The 15,206-nt window shown below is 41.0% G+C and carries 14 protein-coding genes; 7 read left to right on the top strand and 7 right to left on the bottom strand.

Translation table 11 applies throughout. The features are described from left to right. Position 1: 1 nt before the first annotated feature. The 3 genes from bioA to N7U62_RS03575 are packed head-to-tail and all read right to left on the bottom strand — an operon-like array spanning position 2 to position 3,026. On the bottom strand, positions 2-1,288 hold the full coding sequence (bioA, locus tag N7U62_RS03565) for an adenosylmethionine--8-amino-7-oxononanoate transaminase (RefSeq protein ID WP_264136505.1): 1,287 nt from the start codon (positions 1,286-1,288) through the stop codon (positions 2-4). Then, complete coding sequence (bioD, locus tag N7U62_RS03570) at positions 1,285-1,893, bottom strand: dethiobiotin synthase (RefSeq protein WP_264136506.1); 609 nt, start codon at positions 1,891-1,893, stop codon at positions 1,285-1,287. Before bioD ends, bioA begins: the two co-directional genes overlap by 4 nt. Then, positions 1,890-3,026, bottom strand: coding sequence for an aminotransferase class I/II-fold pyridoxal phosphate-dependent enzyme (locus tag N7U62_RS03575; protein WP_264136507.1), 1,137 nt, complete (start codon positions 3,024-3,026; stop codon positions 1,890-1,892). The genes bioD and N7U62_RS03575 overlap by 4 nt, the downstream gene beginning before the upstream one ends. On the opposite strand from N7U62_RS03575, the gene N7U62_RS03580 reads away from it, so the two are divergent. The 3 genes from N7U62_RS03580 (at position 3,026) to N7U62_RS03590 (ending at position 5,372) form a co-directional block, all read left to right on the top strand. Continuing rightward, positions 3,026-4,057, top strand: a complete 1,032-nt coding sequence (locus N7U62_RS03580; protein WP_264136508.1) for a lipid A deacylase LpxR family protein — start codon at positions 3,026-3,028, stop codon at positions 4,055-4,057. The two genes, N7U62_RS03575 and N7U62_RS03580, sit on opposite strands and share 1 nt — an antisense overlap. Before the next feature lie 89 nt (positions 4,058-4,146). Continuing rightward, on the top strand, positions 4,147-4,665 hold the full coding sequence (locus N7U62_RS03585; RefSeq protein WP_264136509.1) for an outer membrane beta-barrel protein: 519 nt from the start codon (positions 4,147-4,149) through the stop codon (positions 4,663-4,665). Positions 4,666-4,754: 89 nt separating this feature from the next. Continuing rightward, on the top strand, positions 4,755-5,372 hold the full coding sequence (locus tag N7U62_RS03590) for a porin family protein (RefSeq protein WP_264136510.1): 618 nt from the start codon (positions 4,755-4,757) through the stop codon (positions 5,370-5,372). 87 nt (positions 5,373-5,459) lie between these two features. On the opposite strand, the gene pfkA is transcribed toward N7U62_RS03590, so the two are convergent. After that, positions 5,460-6,431: a 6-phosphofructokinase gene (gene pfkA, locus N7U62_RS03595; protein WP_264136511.1), complete on the bottom strand. Its 972-nt coding sequence runs from the start codon at positions 6,429-6,431 to the stop codon at positions 5,460-5,462. A 219-nt stretch (positions 6,432-6,650) separates the two neighbouring features. On the opposite strand from pfkA, the gene N7U62_RS03600 reads away from it, so the two are divergent. Continuing rightward, positions 6,651-7,949: a glycosyltransferase gene (locus N7U62_RS03600; protein ID WP_264136512.1), complete on the top strand. Its 1,299-nt coding sequence runs from the start codon at positions 6,651-6,653 to the stop codon at positions 7,947-7,949. On the opposite strand, the gene N7U62_RS03605 is transcribed toward N7U62_RS03600, so the two are convergent. After that, positions 7,938-9,428 (bottom strand): lipopolysaccharide biosynthesis protein, encoded by a 1,491-nt coding sequence (locus tag N7U62_RS03605; RefSeq protein WP_264136513.1) that lies wholly within the window; start codon positions 9,426-9,428, stop codon positions 7,938-7,940. The two genes, N7U62_RS03600 and N7U62_RS03605, sit on opposite strands and share 12 nt — an antisense overlap. Before the next feature lie 363 nt (positions 9,429-9,791). Here N7U62_RS03605 and polX point away from each other — a divergent pair, with 363 nt between their 5' ends. Genes polX through mgrA form a run of 3 tightly spaced genes read left to right on the top strand, consistent with a single transcriptional unit; the run spans position 9,792 to position 13,046 of the window. After that, a complete protein-coding gene (gene polX, locus N7U62_RS03610; protein ID WP_264136514.1) occupies positions 9,792-11,489 on the top strand; it encodes a DNA polymerase/3'-5' exonuclease PolX in 1,698 nt (565 codons plus the stop codon). Continuing rightward, the gene (locus N7U62_RS03615) at positions 11,486-12,007 is read left to right on the top strand and encodes a SixA phosphatase family protein (protein ID WP_264136515.1); all 522 of its coding nucleotides are present in this window, start codon (positions 11,486-11,488) and stop codon (positions 12,005-12,007) included. Before polX ends, N7U62_RS03615 begins: the two co-directional genes overlap by 4 nt. Positions 12,008-12,056: 49 nt before the next feature. Then, complete coding sequence (gene mgrA / locus N7U62_RS03620; protein ID WP_264136516.1) at positions 12,057-13,046, top strand: L-glyceraldehyde 3-phosphate reductase; 990 nt, start codon at positions 12,057-12,059, stop codon at positions 13,044-13,046. Between the two features lie 34 nt (positions 13,047-13,080). On the opposite strand, the gene N7U62_RS03625 is transcribed toward mgrA, so the two are convergent. Both N7U62_RS03625 and N7U62_RS03630 read right to left on the bottom strand, forming a co-directional pair. Further along, positions 13,081-14,304 carry an IPT/TIG domain-containing protein gene (locus N7U62_RS03625; protein ID WP_264136517.1) on the bottom strand — a complete coding sequence of 408 codons (1,224 nt, stop codon included), beginning with the start codon at positions 14,302-14,304 and terminating at the stop codon, positions 13,081-13,083. Between the two features lie 77 nt (positions 14,305-14,381). After that, complete coding sequence (locus N7U62_RS03630; RefSeq protein WP_318840748.1) at positions 14,382-15,062, bottom strand: alpha/beta hydrolase; 681 nt, start codon at positions 15,060-15,062, stop codon at positions 14,382-14,384. Positions 15,063-15,206 lie beyond the last annotated feature (144 nt).

Raw genomic sequence — 15,206 nt, forward strand, 5'->3', positions numbered from 1 at the left:
ATCACTCGAACTTCTTTAGGAAGATGAATATTTCATTGTAAATCTTCTCCAGTTCTTCATTGGTGATGATATATGGCGGCATTAAATAGATCACATTTCCCAGTGGTCTGATGAGGATACCCTTTTCCAAAAAGTAGGGGTAAATTTCTTTTCTTGCTTCGCTTTCATATCCTGTTTCTCCAAATCCACATAGGTCAAATGCTACAATCGTGCCCTGCACTCTTACGTTTTCGACGCAATTGAGCCTTCGGAGCTTGTCAGCAAATGCTTGATGTTGCTCTTGTACTCTTTGGATATTGCTTTGACACTCATCGGATGTGAAAATGTCAAAACTTTCATTCGCTACTGCACAGATCATTGGGTTTCCTGTGTACGAGTGACCATGAAGTAGGGCTTTGGCAAATGAATCACTTTGGAATACTTCTTCAATTTTACTGTTACATGCCGTGATGCCGAGTGGTAGAGTTCCACCTGTGATGCCTTTGGAAAGGCAGATTAGATCTGGATGACTTGATACGTAATCTGTAGCCAATGCCTTACCTGTACGTCCAAAGCCAGTCATGACTTCATCGGCTATGCAGATAATGCCATGTTTTTGGGCAATAGTAATCATCAGTTCCAGTATCTCGGCTGAATACATACGCATGCCGCCGGACCCTTGAATAAGAGGTTCGAAAATGAAGGTGCTACATTCTTCGCTTGAGGCAAATTTTTCGAGTTGTTCAAATACTTTTTCTTTGTTCTCCTCAGTAGGGAAGTCAATAAAGTCCACATCGAAAAGAAAAGGGAAGAAGGGTTTAGTAAAGCTCCCTCGTCCACCAACAGCCATAGCGCCAAAGGTGTCGCCGTGATAGGCCCCATCAATAGCAATCACTCGTGTTCGCTGCTTCTGATCCAAATTATACCAATATTGGAATGCCATTTTGAGGGCTACCTCGATAGAAGTGCTACCATTGTCAGAAAAGAAAATCTTACTGAAGGAATCAGGTAAGAGTTTCATGAGGTTTTCAGCCAATTGAACGGCGGGCTCATGAGTGAAGCCAGCGAAAATGGCATGCTCCATTTTTAGGGCCTGATCGTAGATGGCCTTTGCCAGTCTTTTGTTGGAGTGACCGTGTATGTTGACCCACCACGAAGATATCGCATCGATGATTTGCCTACCATCCTTGGTGTTGAGGTAGACTCCTTCTGCTGATTCAAGTGGAATGTACTCGAATGGGTTTTTGAGTGGGGCAAATGGATGCCAAATTAGTTCTTTGTCTTTTCTGAATAGTTCTTCGGTAGTCATATCTGGATATTGTCTGCCTGTTTTGCTATTTCTTCTGCACTAATTTCTTTGAGTTTGGGGATGTGACCCAAACATGGAATACCTGAATACTGAAGTATGAAGGATTCGGTTTCAGGATTTGGTTCGTCGTTGAATATGAGACCTTTTATTTTGAAGTCATTGGACTTTAAATATTCAATGGAAAGCATAGTATGGTTGATACTGCCCAGATAGTTTCTGGATACCAGTATTACTTCAGCATCAAAATCCCTGGCAAAATCAATGACAAATTCAGAGGAGTTGATAGGAACCATGAGGCCACCCGCTCCTTCTATTATCAAATTATTTTCTGTCTCAGGAACAGAAAATTGCTTTCGTTCTACTTTTACATTTTCCCTTTCCGCTGCTGCATGTGGAGACATGGGGTGCTCCAAAATGACGCCTTCTGGATGAATGACCAGGTCAGAGTCGATCATCGAACGGACGAAGTTGCTGTCGGTAGGTTCGCCTGCCTGAACAGGCTTCCAGTAGTCTGCTTTTAGTTTTTGGACCAGTATGGCCGAGACTATGGATTTGCCTGCATCTGTGTCGATACCAGTCACGAAATATCGCTTGTTTTGACTCATAGCTGCGAAGATAGTGAATCAATTAATTCTTTAATTTCCTTCTGACTGTTGTGGTTGTGGAGGCAAATTCTGAGTCGCTCGGAACCGGTAGGAACGGTAGGAGATAGGATGGCTCTTACATCAAAGCCTTCTGTTTGAAACTGCTGAGAAATCTTTCTTACTTTTTCATTTCCAGGAATTATAATAGGCTGAATCGGGGTATGACTTTCAAGCTTTTGGCATTCGGTATGAATTCCTATTTGCTTGTCATAATAGTCATTGAAATAGGAAATAAGGCTCTGGTTAGTGGTTTGCAATGAAGGATGCCTTTCGATATAATTAAACGCAGCATCGATGGAAAAAATACTATGCACAGGTAGTGCAGTGGTATAAATAAAAGGCCTGGCAAAATTGATCAGGTACTCAATGAGTTCTCGTGAGCCTACGATACAGGCACCATGAACCCCCATGGCTTTCCCGAAAGTGTAAACTCGACCCACGAATTCATCCTGAATATTATGCTCGCAGACTTTTCCGCTTCCTTTTGATCCATACAATCCGGTACCATGCGCCTCATCTATGAACAATTGGGCCCGGTATTGTTTCGCTACAGAGATAAGGTCTTCAAAAGCAGCCATGTCTCCATCCATGGAATAAATGGACTCAATGGCTACAAAGGCTTGACCTTGCGCCTTTTTTAATTTGGCCTCCAGATCATTGGCGTCATTGTGTCGAAAGGAAAAGGTTTTGGCAGGACTGAGTTTTGCTCCTTCTTTGATGCAAACATGTGCCAGACTATCATATATAATTGTATCCTGCCTCTGAGGTATAGCGGACAGCAAAGCCAGATTGGCAACATAACCTGAGTTAAACAAGAGGGCGGCCTCTCCTTTGAATATATCTGCGAGTTTAAGTTCAAGGTTTTCGGTTGATTCGGCATTGCCTGCCAACAGCCTGGACCCTGTGGCCCCATTCAGGTTGGTGATGCCCTCATAGGAGTAGGAACTAATCTGATCAAATAAGGCTTGCGATCTGCTTAGACTTAAATAATCATTGGAAACAAAGTCAACCCAGGTAGGATCGGCAGTCTTTAGACTTCTCAATCCTCCATTTTCTTTTCTTTCTTCGATCTTTTTTATGAAATCCAGTCCCATTGCTGCAATTTTACAACAGATTTGGCACTCTGCTCAAGCATTTTGGTCCATTGTTGAGATTGCATTTGAAAGAACTAAGATACCTTTTGTTGGTTTTGCTGTTGGTGAGTTCGAAACTGGCGAATGCACAGGATTCCTTGACTTATCAAAGAGCGCTTTTTTTTCAGTTTGATAATGACCTTTTGTTTTTTGATGCGGGTGATCGCTATTATACCAATGGGTTGTTTTTTGGCTATAGACAGCAAACTAAGCAGGATGGTAAATTAAACAATCTCTTCAGATTTGATTCTATGGAGAAGTCCACCTGGGAGCTGTCACTGATTTCTAAAATATTCAATCCTTACGACCTAAAAGGTGTTGTTGCCGATGAAATAGATAGGCCCTATGCCGGTCTTATTTATGCCAATGTTTTGTATAACAGTATTTGGGATTCGTTTGTTTGGTCCTTGGGTGCAGATATGGGTTGGTTGGGCCCCAAGACAGGAATAGGGAATATACAATACAACCTACATAGAACTATCGGTTGGGTACACCCCAGAGGCTGGGATAATTATCAAATCAATGATACCCCAATACTTCAATTCATTTCCAGCGTGAACAAAGAATGGTTTTATTCTCCCGGTATAGCTATCTCTTCAAAGCTAGGAGCGAAGTTTGGTTCCATTGAAAATCAATTGGTTTTCAATAGTTCACTCAGGATGGGAAGATGTTTGAGTTTAGGGAATAGCACCTTAAGTAATTCATCGATTGGAAGAATCACCTCTGATGAACGAAAATACAAGGAGATATTTTTTGTTTATCAGCCTGAAGTTAAGCGGGTGTTTTATGATGCAACCATTGATGGCAACTTGATTGGTACCCCTTCTGACTTTGTCAGAGAATCCAGAGAATGGGTGTTTCGACATAGTTTAGGTTTGATGCTCAGCACCAATCGAACCGATTTTCATGCTCAATGGTCCTTTTTAACTCGAGAGGTTGAAGGAGGGAAAAGACATAAGTATGGCACCCTGATTTTAACTCATCGCTTTTAATAATCCTCATCTTTATTTTGTGGCACTCTATTTGGTAATGCTCGATTGCCTAACTACTTACATTGTTATTTACCTAGAGGAAATAGAGAATGAGAATACCTGTATTGCTATTAATTATTGGGCTCTGTGGAGGGAGTTGTTTGGGTCAGCGGGCCAATGTGGGAGTGAAAGGAGGAGTCAATATTCAAAATGCCTTTTTTGATTTTTCCTCTATTAGCAACAACTATCATGTTGGACCAGTATTTAAGTATGATGCGAGCAAAAGGACAAGTTTTTCGGTTGAGGGACTATATAGTACTCAGACCTGGAAGGGGTACGAAAAAGGGCTTTCGACAGAATCTATTCAAGTGCCTGTCGTTATGAAATACTTCATTAAAAAGCCAATTTATATTCAGGGAGGAGCTCAAGGAAGTGTGTTGTTGAATAAGAAGGATGATGCAGGAAAGTTGCCGTTAGAGAACAATGAAATATCCTATGCCTATCTGGGAGGGGTAGGGATTGGTCTTCCGAGTGGTTTTGATCTCTCTCTGCGTTACTTACATCCTGTGGAGCAAACGCAATTCAACACCTCTCTTTTACAGGTTTCTCTAGCCTTTGATATTTATTAAAAGCCTTAAGTCTTTAATTTTTCTTCCTTTTATTAATATTTGTAGGAAGAATTGTACAAATTCACTCAATAAAACAATTAATAAAGGACATGAAAAACAGAATCAAAATTGGACTACTATCGTTGGTGGTGATGTTTGCCTTGATTTCATTTGAATCAAAAGCTCAATTTGAATTAGGAGTAAAGGCAGGGTTGAACCTAAATTCATCATCTGTAGATGCTGCCACTACTGGTGGTACTGTTAAAGAAGTAGCGGATACAAGAACGGGTTATCACTTTGGCGCTTATGGAGTTATCAACTTGGGGCCATTGGGGATTCAGCCTGAAGCTTACTTTTCAGTGCAAGGAGCTGATGTAACTATTGATGGTGCCAGTGGTGCTATAAAAACCAATTATTTGCAGGTTCCTATTTTGGTTAGATTTAACTTCTTGAAAATGTTTAATGTTCACGCAGGGCCACAGTTTGGTATGGTGTTGACAGATGACTATGAAGGAGCAGCTGAAGAGCTGAAAGGTAATTTGGCGAGTAGCGACTTTTCTGTTGCTGCTGGTGTAGGTGTGGATCTTCCTTTTAACCTTAATGTTACCGTGAGATACGTCAATGGATTTACAGATATGGTAGAGGATGCAAATAATGCATCAGGCATTGAATCAATGAAGAATGCGATGTTCCAATTCTCAGTAGGTTATGCCTTGTTAGGTAGATGATCAACTAAGACCTAAGACATAGGATATAAAAAAAGGAGAGTTGCATAAGCAGCTCTCCTTTTTTGTTAAGGTCTAATCCAATTGTGATTAGATACTCAAAATATCTGTCAAACGAATCAATTCCTGATTTAATGGTTTTGATTTCGAGATAGCCAATTTCAAGTTGGTATAGGTCACTTTGTTGTCGATGATACCTACCATTACTCCTTTTTGACCATTCAAGAGACCTTCTACAGCTGCTAATCCCAAACGAGAAGCCAGGATTCTATCGAAGGCAGTAGGTCCGCCCCCGCGCTGGATGTGCCCCAGATTGGTCACTTTGATGTCCATGTTTGGTGTGTGTACCTTTACTCTTTCAGCGATTTCGTGCGCACTACCTTGTGCATCACCTTCGGCCACTACGACAATGGATGAACCTTTTTTATTGTCTCTACCTTCTCTCAGTTTGCTGATTACATCATCTATCGTAGTAGAGGTTTCTGGTACCATGACCATTTCTGCTCCCCCGCCAATTCCAGATTGAATGGCAATATAACCACTGTGACGTCCCATTACTTCGATAAAGAAAACTCTATCGTGAGAAGCTGCCGTGTCACGAATCTTATCAATCGCATCTAGCGCTGTATTTACCGCTGTATCGAATCCGATAGTGTAATCAGATCCAAACAGATCGTTATCGATAGTGCCGGGTGCACCCACTACAGGAATACCAAACTCATCGTAAAACAAATTAGCCCCAGTAAAAGTACCATCACCGCCAATAGCAACGATACCTTCGATCCCGTGCTTTTTTAAGTTCTCGTATGCTTTTTTTCTACCTTCTTTGGTTCTGAATTCCTCGCTTCTGGCCGATTTCAAAATCGTACCCCCAGTTTGTACAATATTACTCACTGAGTTAGAACCCATTTTTTCAATTTCGCCGCGGATCATACCGTCATAGCCATACTTGATTCCATAAACATCTATGTCCATGTAGATGGCGCTTCTGACCACTGATCTGATGCAAGCGTTCATTCCTGGTGAGTCACCACCGGAAGTAAATACAGCAATTTTTTTCATAGAATTAAAACGTGTAAAAAGTTTTTGCCCTTAATAATTTGCTTTTGGGTAGCGTTGTTTCGGCGCTCAAAGTAAACGATATTTTGGTACAAATTCATCAATAACAATATCCAATTGCCGCAGTACGTAATTATTTTTCTGCGTATTTTTCAAAATCTCATATTTTGGCTAATGCCTGTCGTATTTTTGTTTAATTCGCTTTTTATCTAATTCTTCTCTATGCCTAAAAAGCTTCTGGTTATTACATATTACTGGCCGCCAAGTGCAGGTGGAGGCGTGCAGCGATGGCTAAAATTTGTGAAGTATCTGAGTGAGTTTGGCTGGGAACCAATCGTGTTTACCCCAGAGAATCCAGACTTTTCAATTCAAGACCCATCGCTGGAGTCTGATGTGCCTAATTCGGTAGAGGTGATTCGTTTTCCTATTTGGGAGCTTTCTAGATTGACGGGTTCGAATAAGGTGCAACAGGGGGTGGTGAAAAAGGGAGATGAAGTGTCCCTGATCACGAAAGCCATGATATGGGCGAGAGGAAATTTGATCATTCCTGACCCCAAACGCTTTTGGGTCAAACCTTCAGTCCAATTTTTATCAGATTACCTAGATCGCAATCCTGTTGATGCACTCGTAACTACCGGCCCACCTCATAGCATGCATTTGATTGGTAGAAAGCTAAATGAAAAATGTCAAGTTCCCTGGTTGGCTGATTTTAGGGATCCCTGGTCGGATTGGGATATCTTGGATGATTTGAAGACAGGTGAGTGGGCTAGATCTATTCATCGAAAGTTGGAAATGAATGTCATGAAATCAGCGGATCGCGTGCTGGCTTGTACGCCTGCAATGGAGCGTCTCTTTCAAGAAAAGTCAGATAGAATCCAAACTGCCATGGTTACAAATGGCGTAGATGAAAGTGACTTTACAGATTACATCAGAGAGCCAGCTTCACAGGAGTATTTTACCTTATCTCATATGGGCTTGCTCAATGATATGCGAAATCCATCAGCACTTTGGAAGGTGCTTGAGCAGTTATGCGAGGAATTGGATGGTTTTGCCAAATCGCTGAGGATCTTTCTTTCTGGAATGATCAGTCAGGATGTTCTCGAATCTTTACAGAAATCAGGACTGAGTAAGAATCTGCAATACGAAAAATACCTTTCTCATCAAGAGGTGGTGCAGCAGTATAGTCAATCTTCAGTGTTGCTCTTGCTCATGAATCGATCGGACAATGCCGATTGGCTAATCCCAGGGAAACTCTTTGAATATTTTTTTGCAGAGAGAGAGGTGCTAGCCTTTGGTTCAAAAGTATCGGATGTTAATACAATTTTGAATGAAGCTAATTTAGGTGCTGTAGTTGACTATGATGATGTCGTTACTATAAAAGAGAGGATAAAGCAGGCCTATCAAAGATTCCAATCTGGAATGTATCATGTTCCGGTTAAGAATATGGAAAACTATACTCGTAGAAAATTGACTGGTCAGTTGGCCAAGGTACTCAATGAGATGACTGAATCAAAGTCCTAAAATCCTGTTTTTGATGTGTTTGCGGTAGATACCTGTTACTTCGGGTGATACTTTGAAGATCAATACTAGCGACACAAAAATCAAAGTGATGATGGCTGACCGTATCAATGCATCAACCAAAGCTGGCCCCATATTAGGCATGAAATAGCCAATTGAAAACACCACAATCAATATCACTAAGACTTTCAAGTTGCCTAAGGTGAAAGGCGTGATTTTAAGTTTCCATTTGATGAAAAACATTTTGATCAGGTTGAAGCAGAAGATGCTGATCAAGGAGGCCAGGGCTGCTCCATCAATTCCATAGATGGGGATGAAAAGCCAGTTGAGTAGTACTAATACTCCTGAAAGGCATACGATGGTAATCACATTGAATCGATAGTATTGGGACATCACTATGATCTCACTGTTGTTGGCAAAGGTCATGTCTATCAGCTTTGCCAAACCTATGATGATTACTACATTCTTACCAAGACTATAGGCATCTCCATTGGGCATCAAAGCATAAATATTGTCTAGATTGGCGACTATGCCAATGAAGAAAAGGGAAGCCACGATCATTTGATTGATCGAAAGCTGACGGTGCATTTTTTGAATCTCGTCCAATCGACCATTCTCGAAAGATTCTGAAATCAATGGTGTTGTAATCTGCAGAATGGCTCTCTTCGATAGCTCTATCATGATGGCAAAAAAGAAGGCAGTGGTATAAATACCATTTTCGTCCAGTCCCAACATAGAAGAAACCATGAGCTGGTCGATATTCAGAATAATGTAGGCACCACTTGCACCTATCATACTGTACAGACTGAAATTCGAGATTCTTTTGATAAAATCTTTATCGAGTCCTTTTAGTTGAAAGGAAATCTTTAATTCTCCTAAATACGCGATGTAAAGTACTAATGCCAAAAGTGCCAATGCGTAGATTAATATTAAGCCATTGACCATTTGGGTCAAGCTTAGGAATTGAAGAAAATAGAGGGTGACTAAAAGGCTGGTAAACAATCGAAGCAATATTTCCTTGATCACATTCATTGCAATGATCTTGAGCAAGATGCGGCTGTAGGTTTCGAATAGGGAATAGGTGGCAACTATAAAAATTAAGGCAATGATTACATGTATATAATCATTGATCAAAGGAGATTTTTCTACGAATAATTGAATGAACTGACCTTTGAAACCCAAGATTAGAATCGTAACTATAATGGCGCCAATGAGAACTCCAAGGCTTATTAAGCCCAATAGCTGTGCAATTCCTTCACTTTTCTTCTTTAATTCAGGTGCAAACTTGAGCAACGCTTGTGCTGTTCCCAACTGGACCATAGGGAGGAGCATGAAGGCAATGGAGGGAATAGCTCTGAGTAATCCAACCTGTTCGGTACTCAAAAAGGCAGGAAATAGAATGACAGAATTGATAAATCCTATGAAGGCACCCAGATAGGTGATGATTCCCGAAATACTGCCTTGCTTGATTACTATGCCCATTTATTTTGGTCTGCTTGTTGTTTGGTCTTTTGGTCTCCTGGATGTATTGAGATGTAATTGTATTGCTCAGATAGAAATACTTTTAACTTCCCGGCAATGTTAATTATTACTTCAATATTTTAAGTAAATCCTTAGGCAATTCGTAGTTTTAACCTGAATTATAGAATTCAGGAGTTAATAGTTAATAATGATTAGTTATTAGGTTTATAATCAGTGGTTTGGGTTTCGACTATATTGAGTGGCGGTTGATTAGCACCTTTACTCAATGAAAATGGCCATTGATCTTTCATCTATTTTTCTATTAACTTTCGTATTTGCATTGGCATAATACGAAACTAAGTTTCAATTCATAATCCCAATACATTGACAAATTCAGAGATAAGACAAAGCTTGAAATTGGCCGCTCAACTCATGGAGTTGCATGGTGAGAATCCATTTAAAACCCGTTCGTACACTGCGGCTGCAGACTTGATTAAAAGTATGGATGAATCTTTAGCCGAGATGTCTCAAGACGAACTTTTGGCAATTGAGGGGATTGGAAAAGGGATGGCGGCTAACATCGCCTCACTCAACGAAACTGGGAGCTTTGAGAATCTGGATAAGTATCTGGAGTTGACTCCTGATGGAGTGGTGGAGATGCTAGGGATCTCAGGTTTCGGGCCTAAAAAGGTTGCAGTGCTTTGGCAAGAAGGGGGAGTGGAAACACTGGACGATTTGTTGTTGCTCTGTGAATCCGGTCAGGTAGCCAAGTTGAAGGGCTTTGCAGAGAAGTCTCAGGAGACATTGAAAGCTGCAGTGGCGTTTTTGATTAGTAATAGGTATTCTGAGAAATACGCTCAGGTCGATGGCTTGGTCAAAGAGCTGGAAGAAGAATTTTCCGCATGGAAGGAAGTAACTCAATGCTCTGAAACGGGTCAGACTCGTAGGAGGATGGAAGTGATCGATTTGTTAGAATTAGTGGTAGCAACTGAGGATTTTGAAAAGACCCGATCGCAGATCAATCAGCTCGCTTTCATGTCTGAAGAAGAGAAAAAGTCTGGTCCTGTGACCTGGTATGGAAGGCATGATGCTGCAAAATGTCCAATCAAAATTCATTTTGTAAAGCCTGAAAGATATTTCAATCGCTTGATAGAAACCACTGGAACAATGAGGCATATGCATATTCCTGTTGGAGAAAAAATGACTATACATTCCGAACTGAAGAAGGAGATTCCATCAGAAGAAGCCTTTTATGAAAGTTTAGGCATGAAGTACATCGTACCAGAACTGAGAGAGGGAAGCAAAGAGATCGATTGGGCTAAGAATGATAAGATTCCAGATCTGATTGAGATGTCAGACCTCAAAGGAATCTTGCATAACCACTCCACATACAGCGATGGTAAACATACGCTTAGGCAAATGGCTGAACATTGCAAGGAAATGGGATATGAGTACCTGGGGATTTCTGATCATAGTCAAACAGCAGTCTATGCAGGTGGCTTAATGGACGCTGATGTGCAGAGACAGCAAGATGAAATCAAACAGCTCAATGAGGAGTTGGCTCCATTCAAAGTCTTCTCAGGGATAGAATCTGATATTTTGGCAGATGGCTCTTTGGACTATTCTGAGGAGGTACTTTCATCCTTTGATTTTATAGTGGCGTCAGTTCATTCTGGACTGAATATGGATGTAAAAAAGGCTACAGATCGGTTGCTCAAGGCTGTTTATAATCCACACACTACGATTTTAGGTCACATGACTGGTAGGCTACTTGTACAAAGAGAGGGGTACCCGGTTGATCATAAGGCGATCATAGATGCCTGTGCCGAACGAGGGGTTGTAATTGAGATCAATGCGAGTCCTTATCGTCTGGATATGGATTGGAGATGGATAGATTATGCACTAGAGAAAGGGGTTATGCTCAGTATCAATCCTGATGCACACGAGATGAGGGGCTATGAGGACATGTACTATGGCCTGCAAGTCGCCAGAAAGGGCGGTCTAACAAAAGCCTCCAATCTGAATAGCATGAGTTTATCAGAAATCACGGCGTTTTTTGATTCAAGAAAAAAGAAAGCTTGAAATCAAGTGTTAAATATCTAACCGTAGTGCGACATGCCAAGTCTAGTTGGGATTACCCAAACTTGACTGATCATGCTCGCCCTCTCAACGACAGAGGCTTAAGAGACGCACCGCGTATGGCTCAACTTTATGCTGCTGAGGTAGATCAACCTGATTTGGTGATTAGCAGTACGGCAGTTCGTGCCAAAGAAACTGCTGGTTATTTCATTGATGCTTTGTCGGTTAACAAGAGTCTTATCCAATATACTGAGCGATTGTACCATGCAGGACCACAAGAAATTCTTTCTGTCTTATCAGAAGCGCCTTTAGACTCTAAACATGTGATGATAGTGGGGCACAATCCAGGTTTTACTTCCTTTGTGAATCGCATGACTGGTGAGCGATTTGATAATATTCCTACTTGCGGTGTGGCGGTCATTCGATTGAGATTGAATGCATGGAAGGAAATTCGAATGGGAATAGGACAGCTTGACCAGTATTATTATCCCAAAGGGGATTTGGGAAAACACAGAATCTAAAAAGTTGTGTTAGGTTTGTGAGACCAAAGAATTCAAAACTAATTGTAAAATGACATATGTACCAAGTAAGGATAGGTATGAGAAAATGACCTATCGCCGATGTGGTAATTCCGGGCTTTTATTGCCTGAAATTTCTTTAGGCCTGTGGCATAATTTCGGCCATGTAGATGTCTACGAAAATTGTAGAGAAATGCTCCAATATGCCTTTGATCAGGGGATCACTCATTTTGATCTGGCGAATAATTATGGTCCACCTCCAGGATCAGCAGAAGAGAATTTTGGTAAGATCATGAATCAGGACTTTGCCTCTCTCCGAGATGAGATGATCATTTCTTCTAAAGCTGGTTACACGATGTGGGATGGTCCTTATGGTGATTGGGGAAGTAGAAAGTACATCATCGCATCATGTGACCAGTCGCTGAAAAGAATGGGATTGGAGTATGTAGATATATTTTACACCCATCGTCCGGATCCCAATACACCTGTGGAAGAAACTGCTTTGGCATTGGATCAACTGGTGAAGCAAGGGAAAGCCCTTTATGTTGGAATTTCGAACTATAAGCCCGATCAAACTGAGGCCATTGAAGCGATTTTTAGAGAATTGAAAACGCCATTTATTATTCATCAGCCTCGCTACTCGATGTTCGACAGATGGGTAGAGGATGGATTGCTAGATACGCTCAAGAAATTAGGGAAAGGTTCTATCGTCTTTTCTCCATTGGCTCAGGGTATGTTGACGGACAGATATCTCGATGGTATCCCAAAAGATTCAAGAGCCGCAAAGGATTCTGGACATTTACAGCAGGATGCGGTCACAGAAGAAAAAATAGAGAAGGTACGAAAGCTCAAAGTGATAGCCGAGGAAAGAAATCAGTCGATCTCACAACTAGCTGTCGCTTGGTTATTGAGACACGATGTGGTTACCTCAGTGCTGTTAGGAGCCAGCAGTGTCAGACAATTAGAGCAGAATTTAATTGCCTTAGAAAACACCTCTTTTACTGAAGATGAATTGGACAGGATAGAAAGTATCCTGAAATAATAAAAAGGCCATCGAATATTCGATGGCCTTTTTATTACTGAACCACTATTGTGGCATCTCCATCGGCTTTTAGCTCATATTCTTTTTCAGGTGTGTAGGCACGCATGGTATAGGTTCCCGCTGCTGCTGGCACCCTTACCAAAATTGGAGTGGTATAATCCTCGTTATAATCCTCAAAAACCAGATTACTAGATTCTACTTCGATATCTGAATTAGCCTCCGTAAAAGTGAACTTCATTGTTTGAGGGCTTTGAAAGAAGTGACTCAAGGTTACTGTGATAAATGCGGAACGACCTGCAGTATTTTGGGACGGAGTGAAAGTACCTTCTTCGATTACCAATTCTGTTTCTAAATTTGAAATTATTTCCTGTCCCCAATATGTTGAGGCAGTCAATTCTGCTGTGCCCATATTCGCTTCATAGGGAATTCGATAGTAATAGGTTCTTGATCCATTGCCTTCAGGCCAATAGCTTGGTTCTTGATCAAGTGAACCATTCAGGAAAAAGGTTGCGTCAGGATTGATGTTGCTTCCAGATGTAGATCTGTTATCGTTTACATTTAACTGAATTACGCTTCCAGGACAAATCGCCCCTCTGTCGAGAAATGGCGAGTTAAGTGGGTGATCAGTAAGCTCGAACTGTAGCGCTTTTCGAATTGTGAAATTAGATAGGTAGTTGAATCCATCTATTGAGATCATTATTTCTTGATCCGAATTTACTGGGCTATCACCACTGTAAACAACTGTCATTTCTGTCGGGCTTGAACTGGTGACTTCTTGTAGAAAACCTCCTATCATCAAATCAAAGGCTTCAGTATCTGCCTCAAAGTATTCACCCTTAATAGTAAAAACCTCTCCAATGAGTACGTATTCTTTATCGATGTAACTAATGGCAGGCAAAGGATATGTAAATGCTGATTCAGTAGATTTGGTCACCCCATTGATTCGTAGATTAATCAATGCTGAGGTTTCTCTTTGATTGTCTGGTGCTGAGATCACGATCTCTGTATCAGAGTAGTTGACAATAGGCGCAAGTTTGCCATTGATAGAGATTACGGCATTTTCATCAGAATTACCGAAATGATTCCCTTTGATGGTGATTTCTGTCCCTACTACTCCTTTGTTGGGACTGAAACTATCAATTACATATTCTTGATTTTCTTCAGGCTCAATAGTCGTATCTTTCTCCTCGGATTGACATCCTATGAGAAGAACAGAAGTGATTGACAAGTAAGTCAAATACCTGTTTATCCTTTTCATTGTTTTTGGGATTGTTTTCAAAATCTCCGCAAGATATATTCATGGATTTTGACTTACAACAAGCTTAATACTAGCGGTTAATGAGTGTCTTCTATTGTCATTTTAACAACCCTTCTCATTTCTTCAATCAATAGAGGAAAAGCCGGCTCTGTCATTCCATGACCATAGCCATCCATCTCGTATATTCTGGTGTCTTTGTGACCTGCAACCTTCATCATTCGCATCATGTAGGCATTTTCTTCATATCTGCCCAGTAGTTCTAATTCACGATCTCCTGTGATCAAAAGAAGAGGAGGGGCATCTGCTCGGACATGATATAGAGGTGCAAGGCTATCGATTACAGGCTGTGTGCCTTCGATTCCTCTTTCTTGACGAACGGTAAAGTGGGTAATGGTATGTCCACTAAACGGGATCAAACCTGCGATGGAATTGGCATCAATATCATGTGCAGCGAGATAGTTTTTGTCCATCCCTACCATACTCGCTAAATAGCCCCCTGCTGAATGACCAGAAAGAAATATTTTGTTAGGATCGCCACCATATTTATCTATGTTTTTGAAAACCCAGGCGATGGCAGCTGCTGCATCTTCTATATAGACTGGCGCTTTTACCTTAGGATAAAGTCTATAATTTACCCCAACTACAGCTATTCCTTGCTCGGTTAGTCGTTTTGGGATTTCCTTATTGCCTCCAGTAATCCCCCCTCCATGAAACCAAACTACTGTAGCGAATTCAATTGAATCTGTAGGGTAGTACAGGTCGAGAACGCATCTCTCTTTTAGATAATCATCCGCTTTTGTTCAGTTTTTGAATAATAGGAGAGGTTAGTCTCGGTTTTGTATTGAGCAATAGTTGATAGACTGCCTAGTAGGCATGTCCATAGTAATAGGTGTTTCATGTAT

It is taken from the genome of Reichenbachiella ulvae (genome assembly GCF_025833875.1).
Classification (GTDB): Bacteria; Bacteroidota; Bacteroidia; order Cytophagales; family Cyclobacteriaceae; genus Reichenbachiella; species Reichenbachiella ulvae.

What these genes read in the sequence shown, in the direction of transcription:
- bioA (WP_264136505.1), bottom strand. Translation starts at nt 1,288, where the DNA reads ATGACTACCGAAGAACTATTCAGAAAAGACAAAGAACTAATTTGGCAT.
- bioD (WP_264136506.1), bottom strand. Translation starts at nt 1,893, where the DNA reads ATGAGTCAAAACAAGCGATATTTCGTGACTGGTATCGACACAGATGCA.
- N7U62_RS03575 (WP_264136507.1), bottom strand. Translation starts at nt 3,026, where the DNA reads ATGGGACTGGATTTCATAAAAAAGATCGAAGAAAGAAAAGAAAATGGA.
- N7U62_RS03585 (WP_264136509.1), top strand. Translation starts at nt 4,147, where the DNA reads ATGAGAATACCTGTATTGCTATTAATTATTGGGCTCTGTGGAGGGAGT.
- N7U62_RS03590 (WP_264136510.1), top strand. Translation starts at nt 4,755, where the DNA reads ATGAAAAACAGAATCAAAATTGGACTACTATCGTTGGTGGTGATGTTT.
- pfkA (WP_264136511.1), bottom strand. Translation starts at nt 6,431, where the DNA reads ATGAAAAAAATTGCTGTATTTACTTCCGGTGGTGACTCACCAGGAATG.
- N7U62_RS03600 (WP_264136512.1), top strand. Translation starts at nt 6,651, where the DNA reads ATGCCTAAAAAGCTTCTGGTTATTACATATTACTGGCCGCCAAGTGCA.
- N7U62_RS03605 (WP_264136513.1), bottom strand. Translation starts at nt 9,428, where the DNA reads ATGGGCATAGTAATCAAGCAAGGCAGTATTTCGGGAATCATCACCTAT.
- mgrA (WP_264136516.1), top strand. Translation starts at nt 12,057, where the DNA reads ATGACATATGTACCAAGTAAGGATAGGTATGAGAAAATGACCTATCGC.
- N7U62_RS03625 (WP_264136517.1), bottom strand. Translation starts at nt 14,304, where the DNA reads ATGAAAAGGATAAACAGGTATTTGACTTACTTGTCAATCACTTCTGTT.